17 protein-coding genes are annotated in these 19,436 nt (G+C 70.5%); 10 read left to right on the top strand and 7 right to left on the bottom strand.

Annotated elements, in window-relative coordinates; all coding sequences use genetic code 11:
- Window positions 1-391, top strand: a 391-nt coding sequence (locus tag ON19_RS21465; protein ID WP_043695689.1) for a methionine synthase, incomplete at its 5' end; no start/stop codon positions are given.
- A gap of 83 nt (window positions 392-474) precedes the next feature.
- The gene (gene ligA / locus ON19_RS21460) at window positions 475-2,589 is read left to right on the top strand and encodes an NAD-dependent DNA ligase LigA (protein WP_043695755.1); all 2,115 of its coding nucleotides are present in this window, start codon (window positions 475-477) and stop codon (window positions 2,587-2,589) included.
- Window positions 2,590-2,610: 21 nt separating this feature from the next.
- Here ligA and ON19_RS21455 read toward each other — a convergent pair whose 3' ends face one another.
- Window positions 2,611-2,940, bottom strand: a complete 330-nt coding sequence (locus ON19_RS21455) for a hypothetical protein (RefSeq protein ID WP_043695686.1) — start codon at window positions 2,938-2,940, stop codon at window positions 2,611-2,613.
- Between the two features lie 195 nt (window positions 2,941-3,135).
- Between ON19_RS21455 and ON19_RS21450 the strand changes: the two genes are divergently transcribed.
- The 3 genes from ON19_RS21450 (at window position 3,136) to ON19_RS21440 (ending at window position 5,580) form a co-directional block, all read left to right on the top strand.
- Complete coding sequence (locus ON19_RS21450; protein WP_043695684.1) at window positions 3,136-4,380, top strand: AAA family ATPase; 1,245 nt, start codon at window positions 3,136-3,138, stop codon at window positions 4,378-4,380.
- A 21-nt stretch (window positions 4,381-4,401) separates the two neighbouring features.
- The gene (locus ON19_RS21445) at window positions 4,402-4,725 is read left to right on the top strand and encodes a hypothetical protein (RefSeq protein WP_043695683.1); all 324 of its coding nucleotides are present in this window, start codon (window positions 4,402-4,404) and stop codon (window positions 4,723-4,725) included.
- 330 nt (window positions 4,726-5,055) lie between these two features.
- Entirely contained in the window at window positions 5,056-5,580 is a 525-nt protein-coding gene (locus tag ON19_RS21440) for a GNAT family N-acetyltransferase (RefSeq protein ID WP_043695753.1), read from the top strand.
- A 235-nt stretch (window positions 5,581-5,815) separates the two neighbouring features.
- Here the strand turns inward: ON19_RS21440 and ON19_RS21435 are convergent, their stop codons facing one another.
- Complete coding sequence (locus ON19_RS21435; RefSeq protein ID WP_043695680.1) at window positions 5,816-6,466, bottom strand: ACT domain-containing protein; 651 nt, start codon at window positions 6,464-6,466, stop codon at window positions 5,816-5,818.
- A gap of 328 nt (window positions 6,467-6,794) precedes the next feature.
- Between ON19_RS21435 and gatC the strand changes: the two genes are divergently transcribed.
- Window positions 6,795-7,094 (top strand): Asp-tRNA(Asn)/Glu-tRNA(Gln) amidotransferase subunit GatC, encoded by a 300-nt coding sequence (gene gatC / locus ON19_RS21430; protein WP_043695677.1) that lies wholly within the window; start codon window positions 6,795-6,797, stop codon window positions 7,092-7,094.
- Complete coding sequence (gene gatA / locus ON19_RS21425) at window positions 7,091-8,575, top strand: Asp-tRNA(Asn)/Glu-tRNA(Gln) amidotransferase subunit GatA (RefSeq protein ID WP_043695674.1); 1,485 nt, start codon at window positions 7,091-7,093, stop codon at window positions 8,573-8,575. Before gatC ends, gatA begins: the two co-directional genes overlap by 4 nt.
- 89 nt (window positions 8,576-8,664) lie before the next feature.
- On the opposite strand, the gene ON19_RS21420 is transcribed toward gatA, so the two are convergent.
- Genes ON19_RS21420 through ON19_RS21410 form a run of 3 tightly spaced genes read right to left on the bottom strand, consistent with a single transcriptional unit; the run spans window position 8,665 to window position 11,349 of the window.
- On the bottom strand, window positions 8,665-9,111 hold the full coding sequence (locus tag ON19_RS21420) for an SRPBCC domain-containing protein (RefSeq protein ID WP_043695671.1): 447 nt from the start codon (window positions 9,109-9,111) through the stop codon (window positions 8,665-8,667).
- Window positions 9,112-9,166: 55 nt separating this feature from the next.
- Window positions 9,167-10,558, bottom strand: coding sequence for an alpha/beta-hydrolase family protein (locus ON19_RS21415; protein WP_051169140.1), 1,392 nt, complete (start codon window positions 10,556-10,558; stop codon window positions 9,167-9,169).
- Entirely contained in the window at window positions 10,555-11,349 is a 795-nt protein-coding gene (locus ON19_RS21410) for a hypothetical protein (protein ID WP_051169139.1), read from the bottom strand. Before ON19_RS21410 ends, ON19_RS21415 begins: the two co-directional genes overlap by 4 nt.
- A gap of 167 nt (window positions 11,350-11,516) precedes the next feature.
- Between ON19_RS21410 and ON19_RS21405 the strand changes: the two genes are divergently transcribed.
- Together ON19_RS21405 and ON19_RS21400 are read left to right on the top strand one after the other, a co-directional pair.
- Window positions 11,517-12,740, top strand: coding sequence for a sensor histidine kinase (locus ON19_RS21405; protein ID WP_043695667.1), 1,224 nt, complete (start codon window positions 11,517-11,519; stop codon window positions 12,738-12,740).
- A 327-nt stretch (window positions 12,741-13,067) separates the two neighbouring features.
- Complete coding sequence (locus ON19_RS21400) at window positions 13,068-13,730, top strand: response regulator (protein WP_043695664.1); 663 nt, start codon at window positions 13,068-13,070, stop codon at window positions 13,728-13,730.
- A 6-nt stretch (window positions 13,731-13,736) separates the two neighbouring features.
- On the opposite strand, the gene ON19_RS21395 is transcribed toward ON19_RS21400, so the two are convergent.
- Entirely contained in the window at window positions 13,737-14,639 is a 903-nt protein-coding gene (locus ON19_RS21395; RefSeq protein WP_255218401.1) for a serine hydrolase, read from the bottom strand.
- A gap of 268 nt (window positions 14,640-14,907) precedes the next feature.
- Between ON19_RS21395 and ON19_RS21390 the strand changes: the two genes are divergently transcribed.
- A complete protein-coding gene (locus ON19_RS21390; protein ID WP_051169137.1) occupies window positions 14,908-16,701 on the top strand; it encodes a serine/threonine-protein kinase in 1,794 nt (597 codons plus the stop codon).
- 10 nt (window positions 16,702-16,711) lie between these two features.
- On the opposite strand, the gene ON19_RS21385 is transcribed toward ON19_RS21390, so the two are convergent.
- Window positions 16,712-19,198, bottom strand: coding sequence for an FtsX-like permease family protein (locus tag ON19_RS21385; RefSeq protein ID WP_043695659.1), 2,487 nt, complete (start codon window positions 19,196-19,198; stop codon window positions 16,712-16,714).
- Window positions 19,199-19,436: the final 238 nt, after the last annotated feature.

The raw sequence follows: 19,436 nt of genomic DNA, 5'->3' as shown, positions 1-19,436 counted from the left end.
GGTGCTGGTGCACAGCTGCGCCGAACCGCCCGCGCTGGGCCTCTTGCGCCGCAGCGCCGCCGCCGCGATCGGCTTCGACCTGAGCACGATCGGCACCGGGCAACTCGACGAGGTCGGGGAAGCCCTCGAAGCGGGTAAGCAGCTGGTGCTCGGTGTCGTCCCGACCGAGCCGCAGGCGACCACGGTCACCTGGCGCGAATTCGCCGAGCCGGGCGTCCGGCTGATCGATCGGCTCGGCTTCGGCCGCCGGACGCTGGCGCAACGGGTGGCGGTCAGTCCGGCATGTGGTCTGGCGGGCGTCCCGCTGGAGTGGAGCCGGCGGGCGCTGCGCCTGGCCGCGGAGATCGCGCGCGCGTATGCGGAGGAGCCGGAGGAGCTTTCCTTCTCCTGACGTCCGGAATCCGTGCCGTCGGGTGCGGCGACGTGCGCGAACATGACGAGGTGCTGTCGGCGGCCTCGGCTAATGTGCGATGGGTGAGTGACAGCGACAGCGCGGCGGCCCCGGCGACGGCGGAGCAGCGGGTGGAGTGGCAGCAACTCGCGGACGAGGTACGTGAGCACCAGTTCCGCTACTACGTCCGGGATGCGCCGATCATCTCCGACGGTGAGTTCGACGCACTGTTGCGGCGGCTGCAGACCATGGAGGACGAGCATCCGGACCTGCGCACGCCGGATTCGCCGACCCAGCTCGTCGGCGGCGGTTTCGCGACCGATTTCACCGCGGTCGACCACCTCGAGCGGATGCTGTCGCTGGACAACGTGTTCGACGTCGACGAGCTACGCGCCTGGGCCGCCCGGGTGGAGGCGGAGACCGGCCCGGACCTGCACTATCTGTGCGAGGTGAAGATCGACGGCGTCGCGCTGAACCTCGTCTACCGCAACGGGCGGCTGGTGCGCGGCGCCACCCGCGGCGACGGACGCACCGGTGAGGACGTGACGCTCAACGCGCGCACCATCGACGACATCCCCGGCGAGCTGACCCCCAGCGACGAATTCCCCATTCCTGAGGTGCTCGAGGTCCGCGGCGAGGTGTACTTCCGGCTGGAGGATTTCGAGACGCTCAACGCCGCCATCGTGGCCGAGGGCAAGCCGCCCTACGCCAATCCGCGCAACACCGCGGCCGGTTCGCTGCGTCAGAAGGATCCGTCGGTCACCGCGCGGCGCAGGCTGCGCATGATCTGCCACGGCTTCGGCCGCATCGAGGGCTACACGCCGACCTCGCAGTACGAGGCGTATCGCGCGCTCGCCGCGTGGGGCCTGCCGGTGTCCGAGCACACCAGGCGGGTGCAGGGCATCGACGCGGTGATCGAGCGGGTCGCCTACTGGGGCGAGCACCGCCACGACATCGAGCACGAGATCGACGGCCAGGTGATCAAGATCGATGAGACCGCGCTGCAACGCCGTCTCGGCTCGACCTCCCGCGCTCCGCGCTGGGCGATCGCCTATAAGTATCCGCCCGAGGAGGCGACGACCAAGCTGCTGAACATCCAGGTGAACGTCGGCCGCACCGGCCGGGTGACGCCGTTCGCGGTGATGGAGCCGGTGTCCGTCGCGGGATCCACGGTCGCGATGGCCACTCTGCACAACGCCGCCGAGGTCAAGCGCAAGGGTGTGCTGATCGGCGATACGGTCACCATCCGCAAGGCGGGCGATGTCATCCCCGAGGTGCTGGGTCCGGTGGTGGATGCCCGGCCCGAGGACGCGCGCGAGTTCGTGATGCCGACCCACTGCCCCGAGTGCGGCACCGAACTGCGGCCCGAGAAAGAGGGCGACGCCGACATCCGCTGCCCCAACCAGCAGTTCTGTCCGGCACAGTTGCGCGAGCGCGTGTACCACGTGGCAGGCCGCGGCGCCTTCGACATCGAGGCGCTCGGCTACGAAGGCGCGATCGATCTGCTGAAGTCCCGCGCCATCACCGACGAGGGTGACCTGTTCGACCTGGACGAGACGGCGCTGCTGACCACCTCGCTGTACGCGAACAAGAACGGCAGCCTGTCCGCCAACGGCAAGCGGCTGCTGGAGAACCTGGCCGTCGCCAAGGACCGGCCGCTGTGGCGGGTGCTGGTCGGCCTGTCCATCCGGCACGTCGGCCCCACCGCGGCGCGGGCGCTGGCCGCCGAATTCGGCAGCCTGGACCGCATCCAGGAGGCGTCGCTCGAGGAACTGGCCGCGGCCGACGGCGTCGGCCCGACCATCGCCGCCGCGGTGGCGGAGTGGTTCACCGTCGAGTGGCACCGCGCCGTGGTGGCGAAGTGGCGCGCCGCGGGGGTGCGGACGGAGGACGAGCGCGACGAATCCATCGAGCGCAATCTGGCGGGCCTGTCCATCGTGGTGACCGGCTCGCTGCAAGGCTTCACCCGCGATGGCGCCAAGGAGGCGATCCTGGTGCGCGGCGGCAAGGCCGCGAGCTCGGTATCGAAGAAGACCGCGTTCGTGGTGATCGGCGACGCGCCCGGCTCCAAGGCCGCCAAGGCGGAGGAACTCGGTGTGCCGATCCTCGACGAGGAGGGGTTCCGGCGGCTGCTGGAAGGCGGCCCCGAAGCGGTCGCGCCGGAGACAGCCGCGGAGGACGCCGAAGCCGAGGAGTGACCGGCGCGGCCGTGTCCCGGCTCAGCTCACCGTGACCGTGGCGCCCAGCTGGCCCGCGATGTCGAATCGTCCGCAGCGGCCGCTGCTCAGGTCGAGCTTCTGGGTGAAAAGCTTGCCCCGGCGGTTCTTGAACGTCGCCTCGGCGGACACGTCGGCGGTCGGCGTCGAGCACACCTTCGACACCACGCCGGGCGGGTCGTAGCTGACCGTGCCGCCACCTTGGCAGGTGTTCGTGCTGTCGGACAGGAACACGCGTGCGGTGCCCTCCGGACACGGCGCGTCGGCCACCGCCTCCGGCGCCACGACCAGCGAGCCCAGCGCGAGCGCGGCGACGACGGAGCTTCGAACCACAAGACGACGAACCGTCGGTTCCATCGTTACCCTCATCCCGTAGAACAACTTCGGCAGTACGCCGCGGCAAGCCGCAACGTGCAGGCATGCTAACCCGCTATCACACCCGCTGTCCCGGCGACCGCGATCGGCGCGGATCGCGGACGTCACCGGGCTGGTGTCGCCCGTCTGTCGTGCAGACGGAAGTATGGCGGCATGCTGCGCAGTTTTCAGGTGACCAATCACAGATCGCTGGCCGACGAGCAGGAGTTGCGGCTCACCAAGGGAAGCGGGCCGGTGGCCGTGCCGGTGACCGCCGTGCACGGCGGTGCTGCGGCGGGCAAGACGAACCTGATCGATGCGCTCTGGCAAATGCGTGACGCGGTGCTGCACTCGGTGACCGGGTGGGACCCGTACGCGGGCCCGGTGCGCGCGCCGCATCTCGGATTCGCCGACCGGCCTTCGGAATTCGTGGCGGCGTTCGTCGCCGAGGGCGTGCCGTACACCTACGGGTTCCGGCTGGACAACGCCGACGTGACCGCGGAATGGCTGCACACCCACCCGCGCTCGCGCAAGCGGATCGTGTTCGAGCGCAGCGGCGAACAGATCAAGATCGGCCCGATGTTCGAGGCGTCGCGGTACGGGATCACCGCGCTGGCTCCGCTGGTCCGGCCGAACGCCCTGCTGCTCAGCCTCGCGGGCCAGATGTACTCCGACGCGCTCGTGCCCGCCTACCGATGGTTCGAGTCGATGCTCGAGGTGCAGCGCGGTCCGGCCGAGCCCGACGCCATCGCCCACCGGCTGGGCAGCCATATCTCGCGGTCGCCGGAGAACGCGGCGCGGCTGCTGGTGCTGTTGCGCACGGCCGAGCTGGGCATCACAGACCTGCTCGTCGCCGAGCACGACCCGATGTACGCCGACTACCTGCGCGAACTGGACGCCGACATCGCCGGCCTCGGCAAACAGATCGACCTGTGCGTCGGCTCGCCCGCCTACGCCGACCAGTTGCTACGCGACAACGGCCTCACCGGCACGCTGCTCGAGCGCGAGCTGACCAACCTGAGGGCGGCGCGCGACGCCCTGTACGCGCGGATGGTGGCCCGGCGCGGCGTGGGACTGAGCCTGGTGCACGACGGCATCGACACCCCGTTCGAGATCGGCGACGAATCCTCCGCGACGCTGGCGTTGCTGCGGGTGCTGCCCGTCATGCTCGACGCACTGGACGCGGGCCGCGTCCTCGCAATCGACGACATCGGCGCGTGCCTGCCCGCCGAGGAGACCGACCGGTTGATCCAGCTGTTCCAGAACCCGGAAACGAACGCCCGTGGCGCTCAACTGATCTTCACCACCGGCAACCGGCTGCTGATCGATCGGGGCAACGGGCGTTCGCAACGCGCCCGCACGTCGGTCTGGCAGGTCCGGCGCACCGTTCAGGGCACCAGCGAGCTCGCGCCGGTGTGACGCGCACTTAGCATTGAAGTCATGCTGGAGTTCGCCACGCTGGTAATCCTGACCGCGGTGCTGGTGTCGCTGATCGTGCTCGTGATCCGCGGCCAGCGGGGTTATCGGTTGGTGAACCCGGAGGAGGGGACGCTGTACATCACCGGTGTGAGCCCGCGTCCCGATGCTTCCGGCGAGCAGTTCGTGACCATCACCGGGAACCTGACCGGTCCTTCGATCCCCGGCAGGGTCGTGTACGGCCGATTCGTCTGGGACACGAGTTCCTGGCCGCAGATCGGTGATCTGGTCACCGTCGTCTATCCGGCGGGCAAGCCCGACCGCTGGCAGATCGCCCGGCCCGCCTGAGCGATCGCAGGCCGCTGCCCGAGGATGACGCGCCGAGCAGCCGCCTGAGCGATCGCAGGCCGCTGCTCGGGGCGTCATCCTCGGGACCGGCTCCCCGGGGCGACGGCCGGGTGCTCGAACCACTCGGCCGTGACGTTCGCGGCCAGGCTGCTGTGTCGGCGTATGTCGATCGCGGGCAGTGAGTGCGTCACGACGCCGCCGACCGCCCACGAGCAGCGCGCCGACGCGACACGGCGGTGGGGCGGCGCGAACCCGGCAACCCGGCGTGAGCCCAGCAGGTGGGCCGGACGTGCCGTAGCCCACGTCATGGTCGATGGCATCATGCCGGGTATGGATGTGCGGGAGGCGGGTGTCGTCGTCCGGGCGGCGCGGCCGGACGAGTACGACGCGGTCGGCGAGCTGACCGTGCAGGTCTACGTCGGCGAGGGCTATGTGGAGGCGGGCAGCTGGTACGCGGGCGAGCTGGCCGACACCGCCCGCCGGGCCGTATCGGCCCGGATCCTGGTCGCCACGCACGCCGACCGGATCGTCGGCTCGCTCACCGTCGCACCGGCCGGTACCCCCTACGCGGAGATCGCGCTTCCGGGCGAGCTGGAGTTCCGCATGCTCGCCGTCGCGAAGACCGCGCGCGGGCTCGGCGCGGGAACGGCATTGGTGCGCACCGTGATCGACCTGGCCCGCGCGGAGGGTCGCGCCGCGGTGGCCCTCACCACGATGCCCGCCATGGTCGACGCCCGCCGGATCTACGACCGTCTCGGCTTCCATCCCGTGCCCAGCCGGGACTGGCGTACCAGCGCGGGGGACCTGCTGCATGTTCTGCGGCTACCGATCGACTGTTCCGGTGAGTCCGCCTGACGGTTCGTCGCGCTGCACCGGTCCGGCCCCGCTGCTGCGACAGCCGCTCGGCGGTACATGTGAAGGCGGGCGGCCCATGTGAAGGCGTCTGCCCGCGAGGGCGATCGGAGCGGCGGTTGCACCGACCCGCGTCGGTGACGCTCGCTCGCGGCGATACTCGCGCCGCGTCCGCATACGACCGCCGGATCGGCGCGTCACCGAGGGCGGTGCCCGAACCTGAAGCGCCGGTTCGGAATCAGCCGAGGACGGTGGCGACGATGCCCGCGAGGTAACCGAGCCGGGCCACCTCGGAGGGCCGGAAGTCGGGACCGCCCGGCCGGCCGAGCAGCAGCACCTTGCCGGAGTTGCCGAGCGGAGCGGCGGCCAGCTTGGTGTCCATGTCGCGCCAGATCTCCGGCACCCAGCCGGCCTCGGGATCGAGCACGGTGGGCTTCTCCAGCGGCATCCACGGCGCCGAACCAGCCTGTGTCTGTGGCGCACTCGGGCTGCCGACCACCCGGTAGGCCCCCTGCGGCCCGATGTCGATGATCGTGCTCCAGCCGACCCGCAGTACTCGCGGCACGCCGTCCACCAGCACCTGCATCCGGTCGTCGCGAGCGCTCGCCACCTGATCGATCAGCTCGAGTTCGCGGTGGGTGTCGAGCACGCCGGAATACGGGCGGATCGAGTCCACGCGCACGTCGCCGATCGATTCGGCGGCGGTGATGAGGGTGTCGGGGAGTGCGCCGGAAGGTACCTCGACGACCAGATCGTCGACGGCGTAGCCCGCGCCGCGCTCGACCACGTCCAGCGAGAGGATGTCCGCGCCGACGGAGCCGAGTGCGAGCGCGAGCGCACCGAGGCTTCCCGGTCGATCCGGAAGTTGCACGCGGAGCAAATACGACACGTGCGTTTCCTTTCCTTGAGCGGCCGAGGCTCTGAACGGATACCCGGGTCACGCAATACTTACACCCCTTACGCCCGGTTATCGAGTCGAAGTCCTTCCAGTGACGCATGCCACTCGGCGAATTCACGCCAAAGCGGCGTGTCGGGCTAGTTCGTGCAGACGTGTCGCGCGCCCCGGCGAGTTGCCAGGGGCCTGCTGGGCGCCGGTCGCGCCGCCGCGCCGACGAAGCGCGGGTGCCGGGCGGCGGTCCGGTCGCCAATGGCTAGGCTGTATGGGTTGAGCACTGTTGACAAGCACTGTTGATAACGAAGCCGAAAGGGGTCCCGCGGTGCCCGCCATCTCCCGCGACGAGGTCGCACACCTCGCCCGGCTGTCCCGGCTCGCGCTGTCCGATGCCGAACTGGATCAGTTCGCCGGACAGCTGGATTCGATCCTGAGCCACGTACGGACCATCTCCGAGGTCGCCGCCGCCGACGTCCCGCCCACCGCGTCGCCGAATCCGGCGACGAATGTGACCCGCCCCGACGAGGTGGTGCCGGGCCTGACCCCGCGCGAGGCGCTCTCCGGCGCGCCCGCGGTCGACGAGCAGCGGTTCATGGTGCCGCAGATCCTGGGAGAGGCCGAATGAACAACGGTGCGCCCGACCTGACCACACTGTCGGCGGCCGAGCTCGCCGGCAAGATCCACGGCGGCGAGCTGTCCTCGGTCGAGGTCACCCAGGCGCACCTGGACCGGATCGCCGCGGTCGACGGCGACTACCACGCCTTCCTGCACGTCGCGGGGGAGCAGGCGCTGGAGGCCGCGGCCGCGGTGGACTCCGCGATCGCCTCGGGAGCAGCGCCCGCCTCGCCGCTGGCCGGAGTTCCCTTGGCGCTCAAGGACGTGTTCACCACCACGGACATGCCGACCACTTGCGCGTCGAAGATCCTCGAAGGCTGGGTGTCGCCGTACGACGCGACGGTCACCACGCGGCTGCGCGCGGCGGGCATCCCGATCCTGGGCAAGACCAACATGGACGAGTTCGCCATGGGCTCCTCCACCGAGAACTCGGCCTACGGCCCCACCCGCAACCCGTGGGACACCACCCGCATCCCGGGTGGGTCCGGCGGCGGTTCCGCGGCCGCGCTGGCTTCCAACCAGGCGCCGCTGGCCATCGGTACGGACACGGGCGGGTCGATCCGTCAGCCCGCGGCCGTCACCGCGACCGTCGGCACCAAGCCGACCTACGGCACGGTGTCGCGCTTCGGCCTGGTGGCCTGCGCGTCGTCGCTGGACCAGGGCGGTCCGTGCGGCCGGACGGTGCTGGACACCGCGCTGCTGCACGAGGTGATCGCCGGATACGACCCGCGCGATTCCACCTCGCGCGACGTGCCGGTGCCGCCGGTGGTGGCGGCCGCGCGCGCGGGTGCGCAGGGCGATCTGCGCGGCGTGAAGGTCGGCGTGGTGAAGGAACTGCACTCCGACAGCTACCAGCCCGGCGTGCTCGCCTCCTTCGACGCCGCCGTGGCGGTACTGAAGGATCTCGGCGCCGAGGTGGTCGAAGTGTCGTGTCCGCACTTCGAATACGCGCTGTCGTCCTACTACTTGGTCATGCCGTCGGAGGTGTCGTCCAACCTCGCGCGGTTCGACGCCATGCGCTATGGCCTGCGCGTCGCCGACGACGGGCAGCACAGCGCCGAGCAGGTCATGGCGGCCACGCGCGCGGCCGGATTCGGCCCCGAGGTCAAGCGGCGCATCATGATCGGCACCTACGCGCTGTCGGCGGGCTACTACGACGCCTACTACGGCCAGGCGCTCAAGGTGCGCACGCTCATCGCTCGCGATTTCGACAACGCCTACCAGCAGGTCGACGTGCTCGTCTCGCCGACGAGTCCGTTCACGCCGTGGAAGCTGGGCGAGAAGGTGGACGATCCGCTGGCCATGTACCTGTCGGACCTGTGCACCCTGCCCACCAACCTGGCCGGTCACCCCGCCATGTCGGTCCCCTCCGGCCTGAGCAAGGACGACGGCATGCCGGTCGGGCTCCAGATCATGGCGCCCGCCCTCGCCGACGACCGCCTCTACCGGGTGGGCGCCGCCTATGAGGCCGCCCGCGGCGCCATCGCCTGACGTTCGTCGCAGAGCCGCTTCGCTCCCCGCGTGGAAGCGAGCGGCTCTGCGATTCGCTATGCGGGCCAGGTGAATTCGGGCCGCCGCCCTCAGGAAGCGCGCAGTGACTCGGCCTGCTTGTGAATGCCGTCGGTCATGCCCTCGAAGCCGCGCCGCAGGTTCTTGCCGAGCAGTGCGATAACTACCGGATGCAACCATCCGCCGAGTTCGAAGTGCGACTCGTAGCGGGTGCGGTCGTCCGTAAGCGGCGTCACCGTATGCGAGCGCAGACTGTGCAGCGCGCCCGGCGGCACCGGTTTCATCGAGTAGCTCAATTCGCGCCCCGGTGTGTGCGAACGGATCCATTCCCGCTGCTTGCGCGGGCGCGACCCGGAGACGCGGACGAGCATGTCGATCGGCTCGCCGGGCACCAGCGAACTGCGGCACTCCGGGACGAAGGGATTCCATTCGCCGTAGCGCGGGAAGTCGGTGATCACCTGCCACACCAGGTCGGCGGGAGCGTCGATGTCGACGGCGAGGTCGATGACAAAGGCCATGCGCAAATTAGAACATGTTCTATGACGGTTCCGTGCGGGTGCCGCGCCGAACGGCTCAGCAGGAACCGAGGGCGGTGCCCTGATCGGTGCCGTAACGGTGGCCGTGGCCCGGGGGAGCGTGCAACGCGGCGAGCAGATCGGCGGTGGTCTGCGCGAAGCTGATCAGCGGAAGCCACTGCGGCACCGGAGCGTCGACGCGGGCGCCGGTCAGGTCGGGCGCGTGCCACAACAGGGAGAGCGACCAGTGGATCACCGGGTCGGAGCTGTTGGCCAGCACCGTCGCACCGCCGCGGTGGACGTGATTGGCCGGAGGTCCGGCCCAGAGGGCCGCGCAGGTCCGATCGTCTTGCTCTGCGTCGTCCGCGAAGACGGCATTGCCTCCGAGGGCGCCCAGGCTCTGCCCGTACACGTACAGCCGGGGCTTGTGCGCCAGCCCTTGGATGTGGCGTTCCACGGCGGTGAACAGACTGCGTGCGGCCGTCACCGCCGCGTCCCGGCCGAACACGAACGTCGCCCAGCTCGGCAGGTAGGAGTACTGCAGCCCGACCAGCGCGACGTCGCCGTCGAAGCGCCGGTCGAAACCCGCCACGGCGTTCGCATCGATCCAGCCCGATCCGGTGGGCACCGCGACGACCAGGTGCGAGCGCGTGAAGCCGCCCGAGCGCTCCAGTTCCCGGATCGCCAGCGCCACCCGGCTGTCCAAGTCGGGCGCCGAGGCCACGCCGACGTAGACCCGCACGGCCCGCACCGGCGCGCCGCTGACGAACTTGCGTCCCTCGGCGCCCAGTGACGCCCAGCTCACCGCCGACTCGGCGCTTCCCGACCCGCTGTGCGAAACCGGCTGCACCACAGCGGGATCGAATTCGGCATTCGCACTCGCGTACACCGACTCCCGCCATCCGGCCACCGCGGGCGCGCCGACCAGGGACAGCAACACCCCCATGACGGCCGCCAGTGAAACTCCCCGCGCCCACCCCAGCTTGCCCAGAGCCCAACCGAGCGTGCGAGTGGCGCCGACGAACAACCCGATGATCAAGACGGCGCCCAGCGCGCACCGAACCCAGTAGTCCGCGCCGATCTGCGGCGTACCCATCGCCGCGCGCAGCCGGTTCTGCCAATGGCCTGCGTTCGCCGCGGCGCCCACCACCAGCACCGACGTCGCGATCAGCAGCGGCAGCCGTACCCACGGCTGCCGCTGGTCGATGTCGAAAGCGCAGCGCCGCAAGATGACTCGCAGCACTCCGGCCACGCCGAGGGTGAGCGCCGCAAGCAGCCCGGTCAGTACGGCTTGCGCGCTGGGGGTGCGCGGAAGCAGACCGGGCGCCAAGGAGGCCAGGACACCGGTTCCGATGCCGAGCGTCGTGCCGATCCGCGGCGGCACGACACGGCCGATCGCGGCGGCGACCCACGGGCGGCGATCCAGGAACTCCGGGACGGACGAAGTCATCGCCGTACCACTGCCGCGCCGGTGCCATACGGCAGATCTGCCACGGCTTCGGGAACACTCCGTCGATTGCGCACGACGAGAACCGCGCTCAGACCGGCGATCCCGGCGCCGAGCACACCTAGCAGCTTCCAGCTCGTCGTCGATCCGGTATCGGCGGCGCCCAGCAGGGATTCGACCACCGGCGCGCCGTAGTCCTGGCGCCGCGAATTCAAGTCGACGGCGGTGTTCGCGATCGACGCCATCGCATCGCACCGGGCACGGGAGAACGGATCGACGCGCGCCGCGCAGGCCTGGTGCATCTGCCGGTCCAACGTCGCGTCGAGGGCCTGCCGTGCCCACGGGCCCAGCGGTTCGCCTCGCTGGTCGGCATAGCGCAGCAGGTCGTAGCCGAGGTCGTGGGCTTTGCACGCGGTGTCGAACTCGGCGGGCAGCGTCACCGGAGACGAGCAGTCGCCGCGCGGATTGACCAGCAGACCGTCCAGCGTGCTCGGCCGGTAGCCGAACGATGCGACGAAGTCCGGGGGGATGGCGGTGAGCGCGCCGGGGCCGCCTCCGGCCAGTTCGGCGACGGCGGCGCTCACCTGCGTGCTCTCGATCGGCGCGGCCGCCGCGGCGGCCCGCGGGGCGGGGGCGAGGAATACCGTCGTTGCCACGGCGGTCAACGCCGTCGCGGTGAGCGCCGCGTAGCGTCTCGTGTAAGCGGTGACGGAAGAGATTGCGGCGGAATGATTTCGGGCTCCTGCGGCCGATGCGGACCGGGTCTCGCGCCCGGCGCTGGTCGGTGTGCTCATGGCGACGACGTTAGGGTCCCCGCTTCCGCACCTGCCTCACGCCCGGGGATGTTCCGCGTCCGCTGCTGCCGGGTGAGCCCTCCGCGCGCTCTCGCACCGGGGTATCGGTCCGGAATCACCCGTGGGTATGAGGCCGCGGCGCGCGGGCAGTTCCTAGTGTCGTAGGCATGAACCGAGAAAGTCGCGCCTGGACGCGACGGCTGGACGCGCGGACCTGGTTCGACCTGGGCACGGTGCTGGTCGCGCTGATCTGGTACACGGTGGCCTGGCCGACCCTGCATCTGACCCACGCGGTGCCCGCCGCGGCACAGCCGTTCATCGCGGCGCTCGCCGCGTTCCCGGTGCTGCTCGTCCGGATCAACCCGGCGTTGGGCTGGGCCATCTCGGCGGGCTCCGCGCTGGTGATCGCGCTGGCCATTCCGCATCAGCCGAACAACGAGCTGCCGTTCCAGGTGGTCCACGTGCTGTGCCTGCTGGTGACGCTGTTCGCGGTGGCGTTGCGCGCGCCGGGGCAGATCGTGGCGGTGGCCTGGGCGGCGACGGCCCTGCTGTTCGCGACCACCATGCCCGGCGAAGGGGACGCGTTCGCGAACGCCGCATGGGGCTGGCCGATCGCGCTGGCCGCGCTGGTGCTGTTCGGCCTGCTCATCCGCTGGCTGGCGCTGTCGCGGCGGCAACTTGAGCGTCAAGAGGAACAGAACGAGCTGGAGCGGGCCCGCCGCGCCATCCTGGAGGAGAAGGCGCGCATCGCCCGCGACCTGCACGACGTCGTGGCCCACCACATGTCCCTGGTGGTGGTGCAGGCGCAGACCGCGCCGTACCGGGTGGAGGGCGTCGGTTCGGCCGCGCGTGCCGAGTTCGAGTCCATCGGCGCCACGGCGCGCGAAGCGCTCAACGAGATCCGGGGCATGCTGGGCGTACTGCGCAGCGACGGTCAGCTGCCCGAGCACGCGCCCCAGCCGAAGGCGTCCGACGTGATCGGCCTGTTCGAGGGCGCGCGACGCGCGGGTGTGCACATCGAGTGGACCGTCGACGGTGCGCTGGAGACGGTCCCGGAGGTCACCGGACTCGCTCTCTATCGCGTCGCCCAGGAATCGCTGTCCAACGCTTCCCGGCACGCCCCGGGCGCGCCGGTCCTGGTGCGCATCGCACGCGATACGGAGCTGCTGCTCGACGTCGAGAACGAGCCCGGAGCCACGCCCGCGCGGCCGGTCGGCAACGGCGGCCACGGCATCGCCGGCATGCAGGCGCGAGCGCTCGCCGTGGGCGGTGAGGTGACAGCGCAGCCGCATGCGGACGGTGGATTCCGGGTACACGCGCGCTTTCCGATCAGCGTGCCGGAAGCGGCCGCTGTTGTCGGTGCCGCCGCGAACGGCGAACCACAACGCTGAGCGGGCTCCTGTCCGTCTGGCGGCCGCGTCGCGTCGGGTTCGGGCGCGGGTCGTCTCCGAAATCGGTCCAGTCGCGTGCGGCAGACCGACCGAGATGCCGTCGGGTGAGCGCGGTGCGAGCCGCAGGCGTCATGGCTGCCGCCGTCGAGACGTGCCGACGGATCGCGTCCGGGCGAGCCTGCTGGGCGTATCGATTCGGGCGGTGTGAACGAGGCGGGCTCGGGTCGATCAGAGTGGGTCGGGTCGTGTGTGCCACGTCTCACAGATGACGGCTCTGCCGTCGAACGGGCCCGGCGGGCAGTAGGGCGGGGCAATTAGGGTGAGCGGGTGGCAATTACGGTGTTGATCGCCGACGACCAGGCGATGGTCCGGCAGGGGTTCGGTGCGCTGCTCGCGGCGCAGCCGGACATCAGCGTGGTAGGCGACGCGGCGGACGGCAAGATCGCGGTGGCCGAGGCCAAGCGGCTGCGCCCGGATGTCGTGCTGATGGACGTGCGCATGCCGCAGATGAACGGGCTGGACGCCGCCCGCGCCATCCTGGCCGCCGGGTTCGACCCGCCGGTGCGCGTGCTGATGCTCACCACCTTCGACGTCGACGACTACGTCTACGAGGCGTTGAGCCTCGGCGCCAGCGGATTCCTGCTCAAGGACGCGCCCGCCGAGGAACTGGTGCGCGCGGTGCGCGTGGTCGCCGACGGCCAGGCGCTGCTCGCGCCGACGGTCACCCGCAGGCTCATCGCCGACGTCACCCGCCGCCGCAGCGCCCGCGCCAAGCCGGCGCCGCAGCTGTCCGCGCTGACTCCCCGCGAGCGGGAAGTGCTCGAACTGATCGCGAAAGGTATGTCCAACACCGAGATCGCCGAGGTCCTCTTCGTGGCCGAGCAGACCGTGAAAACCCATGTCTCCAAGGTGTTCTCGAAGCTGAATCTGCGCGACCGGGCCCAGGCGGTGGTGCTGGCCTACGAGACCGGCCTGGTCACCCCGGGCTGACCCGGTTCACAGCGGTGCGCAGGACCCGCCGCGCAGCTCGTCGAGATGGCGGCCGAGCATCCGCGCCATCCGGCTCAGGATGGTGGTGGAGTCCTCGAAGCTTCCGGAATCGGCCTGGGCCGCGAGCGCCACGGCGATCATGCCGGACCGCACCGGCACCAGGCCGAATTGGCGGACGGTGTAGACGCCGGTCTCGTCGTCGGGCCCCCAGCCGCCCTTGAAGGCCGTGCCCTCCAGCACGCCCAGACCCCATGCCTGCTCGGGCGTTATCTCCGTCATCAGCTCGGTGACCTGGAACGACTCGGGCAGGCATGGCAGGCGGGAGGCGAAGCGAGCCTGATTGGCCAGCGTCCATTCGGTGCCGCCGAAGGAGGTGTAGTCCAGCGTGGTTCGCGGGCCCGCCACACCGGTCGTGGCGTCGCCCGCTTCATCGATCACGTCCTGGACCGCCTTGGCCGCTTCCAGCCCGTCGCCCAGCGACTGCCACAGCGTCTCGGCGGCACCGTTGTCCGACCAGGTGATGGCGGCCTCCACCTCGTGGAGGATTCCTTCCTGGGGGTCGTGCCGCAGCGCCGCGATCGCGAGCGGCACCTTGATCGTTGACCAAGCGATGCCGCTGACCCAGTCGCCGAAGACGGTCATCCGGCCGCCCCCGACGGGGATGATCGCCATGCCGACCTGCCCGGCCAGCTGCGGCTGCAACTGGGTGAAGTCGGCGGCCAGCGAGTCGGGCACGGACACCGCGAGGTTCGGCCGCCAGGCTCCCGCGGTGTCGACGACCACGGCGGGGGTGTCGGTGACGGGCCGGTCGCCGGGGAACAAGGCGCACGAGGTCAGCGTGAGCAGCACCACCATCGCCGCGGCGCGCAGCGCCGACCGACCTGTCGAAGCGGATCCCGTCGACCTCACCACCGAGTCCTCCCCACCACCAGTGGCGTGTTCACGCTGTTGTTCGGCGGTGCAAAATAGCTCATCGGGCCCGTCCGGTCGGTGACCGGACGAGAGACATCGCCGCGGCACGCGACGGTGTCGACGGCACGATGTCTCGAACATAGTTTTGCCGATCTTCCCGGAGAATTCGAAACCCCGTGGCCACGGCGTCACCCGGTAAGCTCCAGGATCGGTAGGAAAGCGCTCGGACGTGCCTGTCCGGGCGCCGCGGTCACCTGAAGGGGGCGTGTTGCTCGACAGCGGTGCGGTGTTCGCCGGGTTCACCATAGAAAAGCTGCTCGGCCAGGGCGGCATGGGATCGGTGTACCTCGCCCGTCACCCCAGACTGCCCCGGCAGACCGCGCTCAAACTGCTGAACCGGGAGCTGTTCACCGACGTGGAGGTGCGGGCCAGGTTCGAGCGGGAGGCCGACCTCGCGGCGCAACTGGACCATCCGAACATCGTCGCGGTGTACGACCGCGGCACGGAGGACGACCAGCTGTGGATCTCCATGCAGTACGTCGACGGCGTCGACGCGGCGACGGTGAACCCGCAGAGCCTCCCGCCGGAGCGGGCCGTGCAGATCATCGAGGGCGTCGCGTCCGCACTGGATTACGCGCACGGGATGGGTGTGCTGCACCGCGACGTCAAGCCGGCGAACATCATGCTGGCCCGCGCGGTGGGTGGCCACGGCGAAAGGGTCTTCCTCACCGATTTCGGTATCGCCCGCCTGCGTGAGGATTCCACGCACCTGACCCAGACCGGCATGTTCACCGCGACGCTCGCCTACGCCTCGCCCGAACAGATGACCGGTGCGCACCTGGACCATCGCTCCGACCAGTACTCGCTGGCTTGTGCGCTGTACTGGTTGCTGACCGGCGTCGCTCCCTTCGACGCACCCGCCCCGGCCGACATCATCCGCGGGCATCTCCAGCTGCCGCCGCCCTCGGTCGCGTCCCGGCGCGCCGGTCTGTCGCCCGCGCTCGACGCGGTGATCGCCAAAGCCATGGCGAAGCGACCCGACGACCGCTACGTGTCCTGCTCCGAATTCGCCGCGGCGGCACGGCGAGCGCTCACCGCACCCGCCCCGACCGTGCTGGCGGCGCAGTACCAGCCGCAGCCCGCGCCCACCGTCATCGCGCAACCGTCCTACCCCGTGCCGGAGGCGAGTCCGCCGACCTACGTCCCCGCGGCGTCCGCCCCTGCTTACACCGCGCCACCGCAGTACAACCCGAATCCGAGCGGTGGACAGCATTTCCCGGCCTCCGACGGCTATGCCGCGGCCGCTGCGCAGCCGAGTTATCCGGCGGCGCCGTCGTATTCCGCGCCCACCCCGCCGCCGATCGGCTACCCCTCCCACCAGCCGCCGGGCTACCCGCCACAAGGTCGCTCGAATACCGGCCTGATCGTGACGATCGGCCTGGTGGTCGTGACGCTGCTGGTCGGGATCGGCGTCGTCGTCGCGAAGGTCGGATTCTCGGATTCCGCGACGCCGCTGGACCTCGGCACCAAGACGCCCGCGGGGCCGTCCGGCGCGGACAAGCTCGCCACAGCGTTCCCGGATCTGCTGCCGCAGGGTGTCGACACGAAGTACGGCATCGGCTCGGGCCCGGGCTATCGCGGCAAGACCTGCTTCCTGAGCACGGCCAAGCCGGGCGGCAAGGTGTCCAGCGCCAATGGCGTACCCGACTTCCCGAAATGGGCGACGGCCTGGAACTGCTGGGGCACGCCGATCGCCGAGCCCGACTACGTCCTCATCGGCTTCAACTCACCCCAGGACGCTCGAGCGGCGGTGCAGGACCTGCCGTCGAATACGTCAGCGACCGAACGCAACACCGGCAAGTCGTATTCGACCTACCGGTGGCAGGAGACCGGTGGCGGATCGCCGGACGGCTACCTCGTCGTGGACTTCGACGACGACCCGGCCCGGTCGAGCTACCTGCTGTTCGCCACGGTGACCCTCACCGACAGCAACCCGAGCTCCGGATTCGGCATCACCACGCCGAAGTTCAAGGCGTGGTTCGCCGACCTGCCGCTGTGAACCCGTCGGATCAGTCGACCGCGAGCGCCTCCACGATGGGCATCCGAGCCGCTCGCAACGCGGGCGGAACCGACCCGAGCAGTGCCAGCGCCAGCGCGATCATGCCGTAGACCAGCAGCATCGGGCTCGGCTGGTAGGTCACGTCGATGGTCAGCGCGTTCCCGATGGCGACCGTGGCCAGATACTGCACCGACGCGCCGAGCGCCAAACCGAGCACCGCGCCCACGACTCCGATTCCCGCGGCCTCGGCCAGCACCGACCGCATCAGGAACCGGCGCCCGGTGCCCATGGCACGCAATACACCGAGTTCCCTGCGCCGCTCCAGCACCGAGAGCATCAGCGTGTTGAGCAACGCGACCGTGGCGACCAGCACCACGATCCACAGAATGGCATTGCTCATCGCCATGCCCTGCCGAATGCTCGACGACGCCGCCACCACCGTGCCCGCGCCGGTGTCCACGTGCAGCTCCGGCGGCACCACCTGCCGGATCGCCGCGAGCACCGCGGCGGGATCGGCGCCCGGCTCGAAGTCGACGGCGATGACCGTCTCCCCGGGCCGCTGGTACCAAGTGCGCATCAGCTCCAGGTCCATCATCACCACCCCGGCGATGGCGGAGAAGTACGGGATCACCTGCAACACCCGCACGGTGCGCGGTCCTGTCGGCGTCGGCAGGGTCAGGTCCGCACCGGCGCCGACCCCGAGTGAGCGCGCCACGTCCCGGGAGATCGCCACGCCCTCCCCGGCCGACAGCCGGGCGACCGAGTCGTCGGTGAGCATCCGCATGCGGGTTTCGCGGGCATCGGGCGGAAACCCTTGCAGCATCACGCGACTGCTGCCCAGCGTGGCGAAGGCCATCTGCGCCGGGCTGAGACGTGCGACGCCGGGCACCGCGGCGAGCTTGCCCGCCAGATCCTCGGGCAGCAGCGGCCCGGTGGGGAACTGGGCCATCGAGGCCGGGCTGACGTAGACATCGTTGCGGGCCAGATCCGTGAAAGTGACCGTGGCCGAATCGATCATGTTGCTCGAGGCGCCACTCATGCCGACGGTGGCGCCGACGCCGATCATCACCGTCATCGCCGTCGCCCACACTCGCCGCGGCGAGCGCTCCAGCGTGGTCGCGCCCAGTGCGCCGGGAGCGCGGAACCAGCGCGCGATCCCCGCCGCGGCCCGCACGATGGGACCGGTGGCGGCGAAGCAGAGCAGAATCGCGGCGATGAACGACATCGAGATCGCGGTCAGCGAGTAGCGGCCGAGATCGCTGCCCGCGATCAGCACCGCGGCCCCGGCCAGCCCGCCGCCGATCACCACGGCCAGCCAGCGCAGCAGCGGGCTCGCCGTATCGGCGCGTCCGGCCCCGACCGGAGCCAGCGCCTCGATCGGCCGCACCCGGTACACCTGACGCGCGGCGAGGGACGCCGCGAGCACGCTGGTGAACACGCAGGCTACGACCGCGAACGGAATCACGTACCAGGGCACCGAATATTCGGTGCGCGCCTCCACCGACTGCACGATGGCGGTGGGCAGCGTGCCGATCGCGACACTGCCCATGAACACCCCCAGCGCCGCGCCGACCGCGCCGCCGAGAACCCCCAGCAGCGCGGCCTCGGCCAGCAAGTCCCGCACCATCGGGCCGCGTTTGCCGCCGATCGCGCGCAACAGCGAGAGCATCGGTCTGCGCTGGGCGATCGCCATGCTCATCGCGTTGTAGATGAGGAACGCCGAGACGATCAGCGCGGCGGCCGACGCCATGGTGGTGGAGTAGCGGACGATCTGCACCGCGCCGCCCGCCTGGGCGGTGCGCAAGCTCGGCTCGGCCACCACCGCGCGGCCCTCCACCACAGCGGTGAGCGCCGTGCGCACCTGCGCGAGGTCGGCGCCCTCGGCGGGGATGATCTGCACGGAATCCAGCCGTCCCGCCCGATCGGTGACCTTCTGCGCGAGCCCGAGCGGGGCGGCGATGAGGTGACCGTCGTTGAGTTTCCGGGAAGTCTCCTCGTCGAGGACGCCTGCCACGGTGACGGTCGTGCCGCCCAGCGTGAATTGCTCACCCTCGGCGCGGCCGAGCCCCGTGCCCACCAATACCCCGTTGGGCACCGAGAGCAGCTTTCCCGTGAAAGCGCTCATCGGCAATTCGCTGCCCAGCGCGCCGATGTTCGAGTCGGCGCCGATCAGCAGCGCGCGATCGGCGCCGGTGCCCACCTGCACCCGCAGCATCGGCACCGCCACCGCGACGCCGGGCGTGGTCGCTATCTGCCGCAGCAGTTGCTGGTCGAAGCCCGCGTCGGTGATCCCGCTGACCTCCAACTGCGCGTTGCCGCCGAGGCCGCGGGTCAGCTTGTCCACCGAGCCGGTGACCGAGCCGGAGATGCTCAGCACCGCGACCAGCAGCGACGCCGAGACGCCCATCACGACCAGCGACATCAGGGTGCGTCCGCGATGGGCGAGCAGCTCGCCGATGTTGAACAGCCGCAGGCGATCCCACGCGGCGCCGATCATGCGGTGCGCTCCATGGTCACGCTGCGCTGCCGCCTCCAGGCCTGACCGCTCATGCGGTGTTCATGTTTCGCATGAGCGGGGCCCTGCGTGGTGACGCTGCGCTGCCGACTCCGGGCCTGACCGCTCATGCGGTGTTCATGTTTCGCATGAGCGGGGCCCTGCGTGGTGACGCTGCGCTGCCGACTCCGAGCCTGACCGCTCATGCGGTGTTCATGTTTCGCATGAGCGGGGCCCTGCG

Source organism: Nocardia abscessus NBRC 100374, assembly GCF_000308455.1.
Taxonomy (GTDB): Bacteria; Actinomycetota; Actinomycetes; order Mycobacteriales; family Mycobacteriaceae; genus Nocardia; species Nocardia abscessus.
The sequence above is the reverse complement of the archived record's forward strand: the minus strand, read 5'-3'. Positions and strand labels throughout refer to the sequence as shown.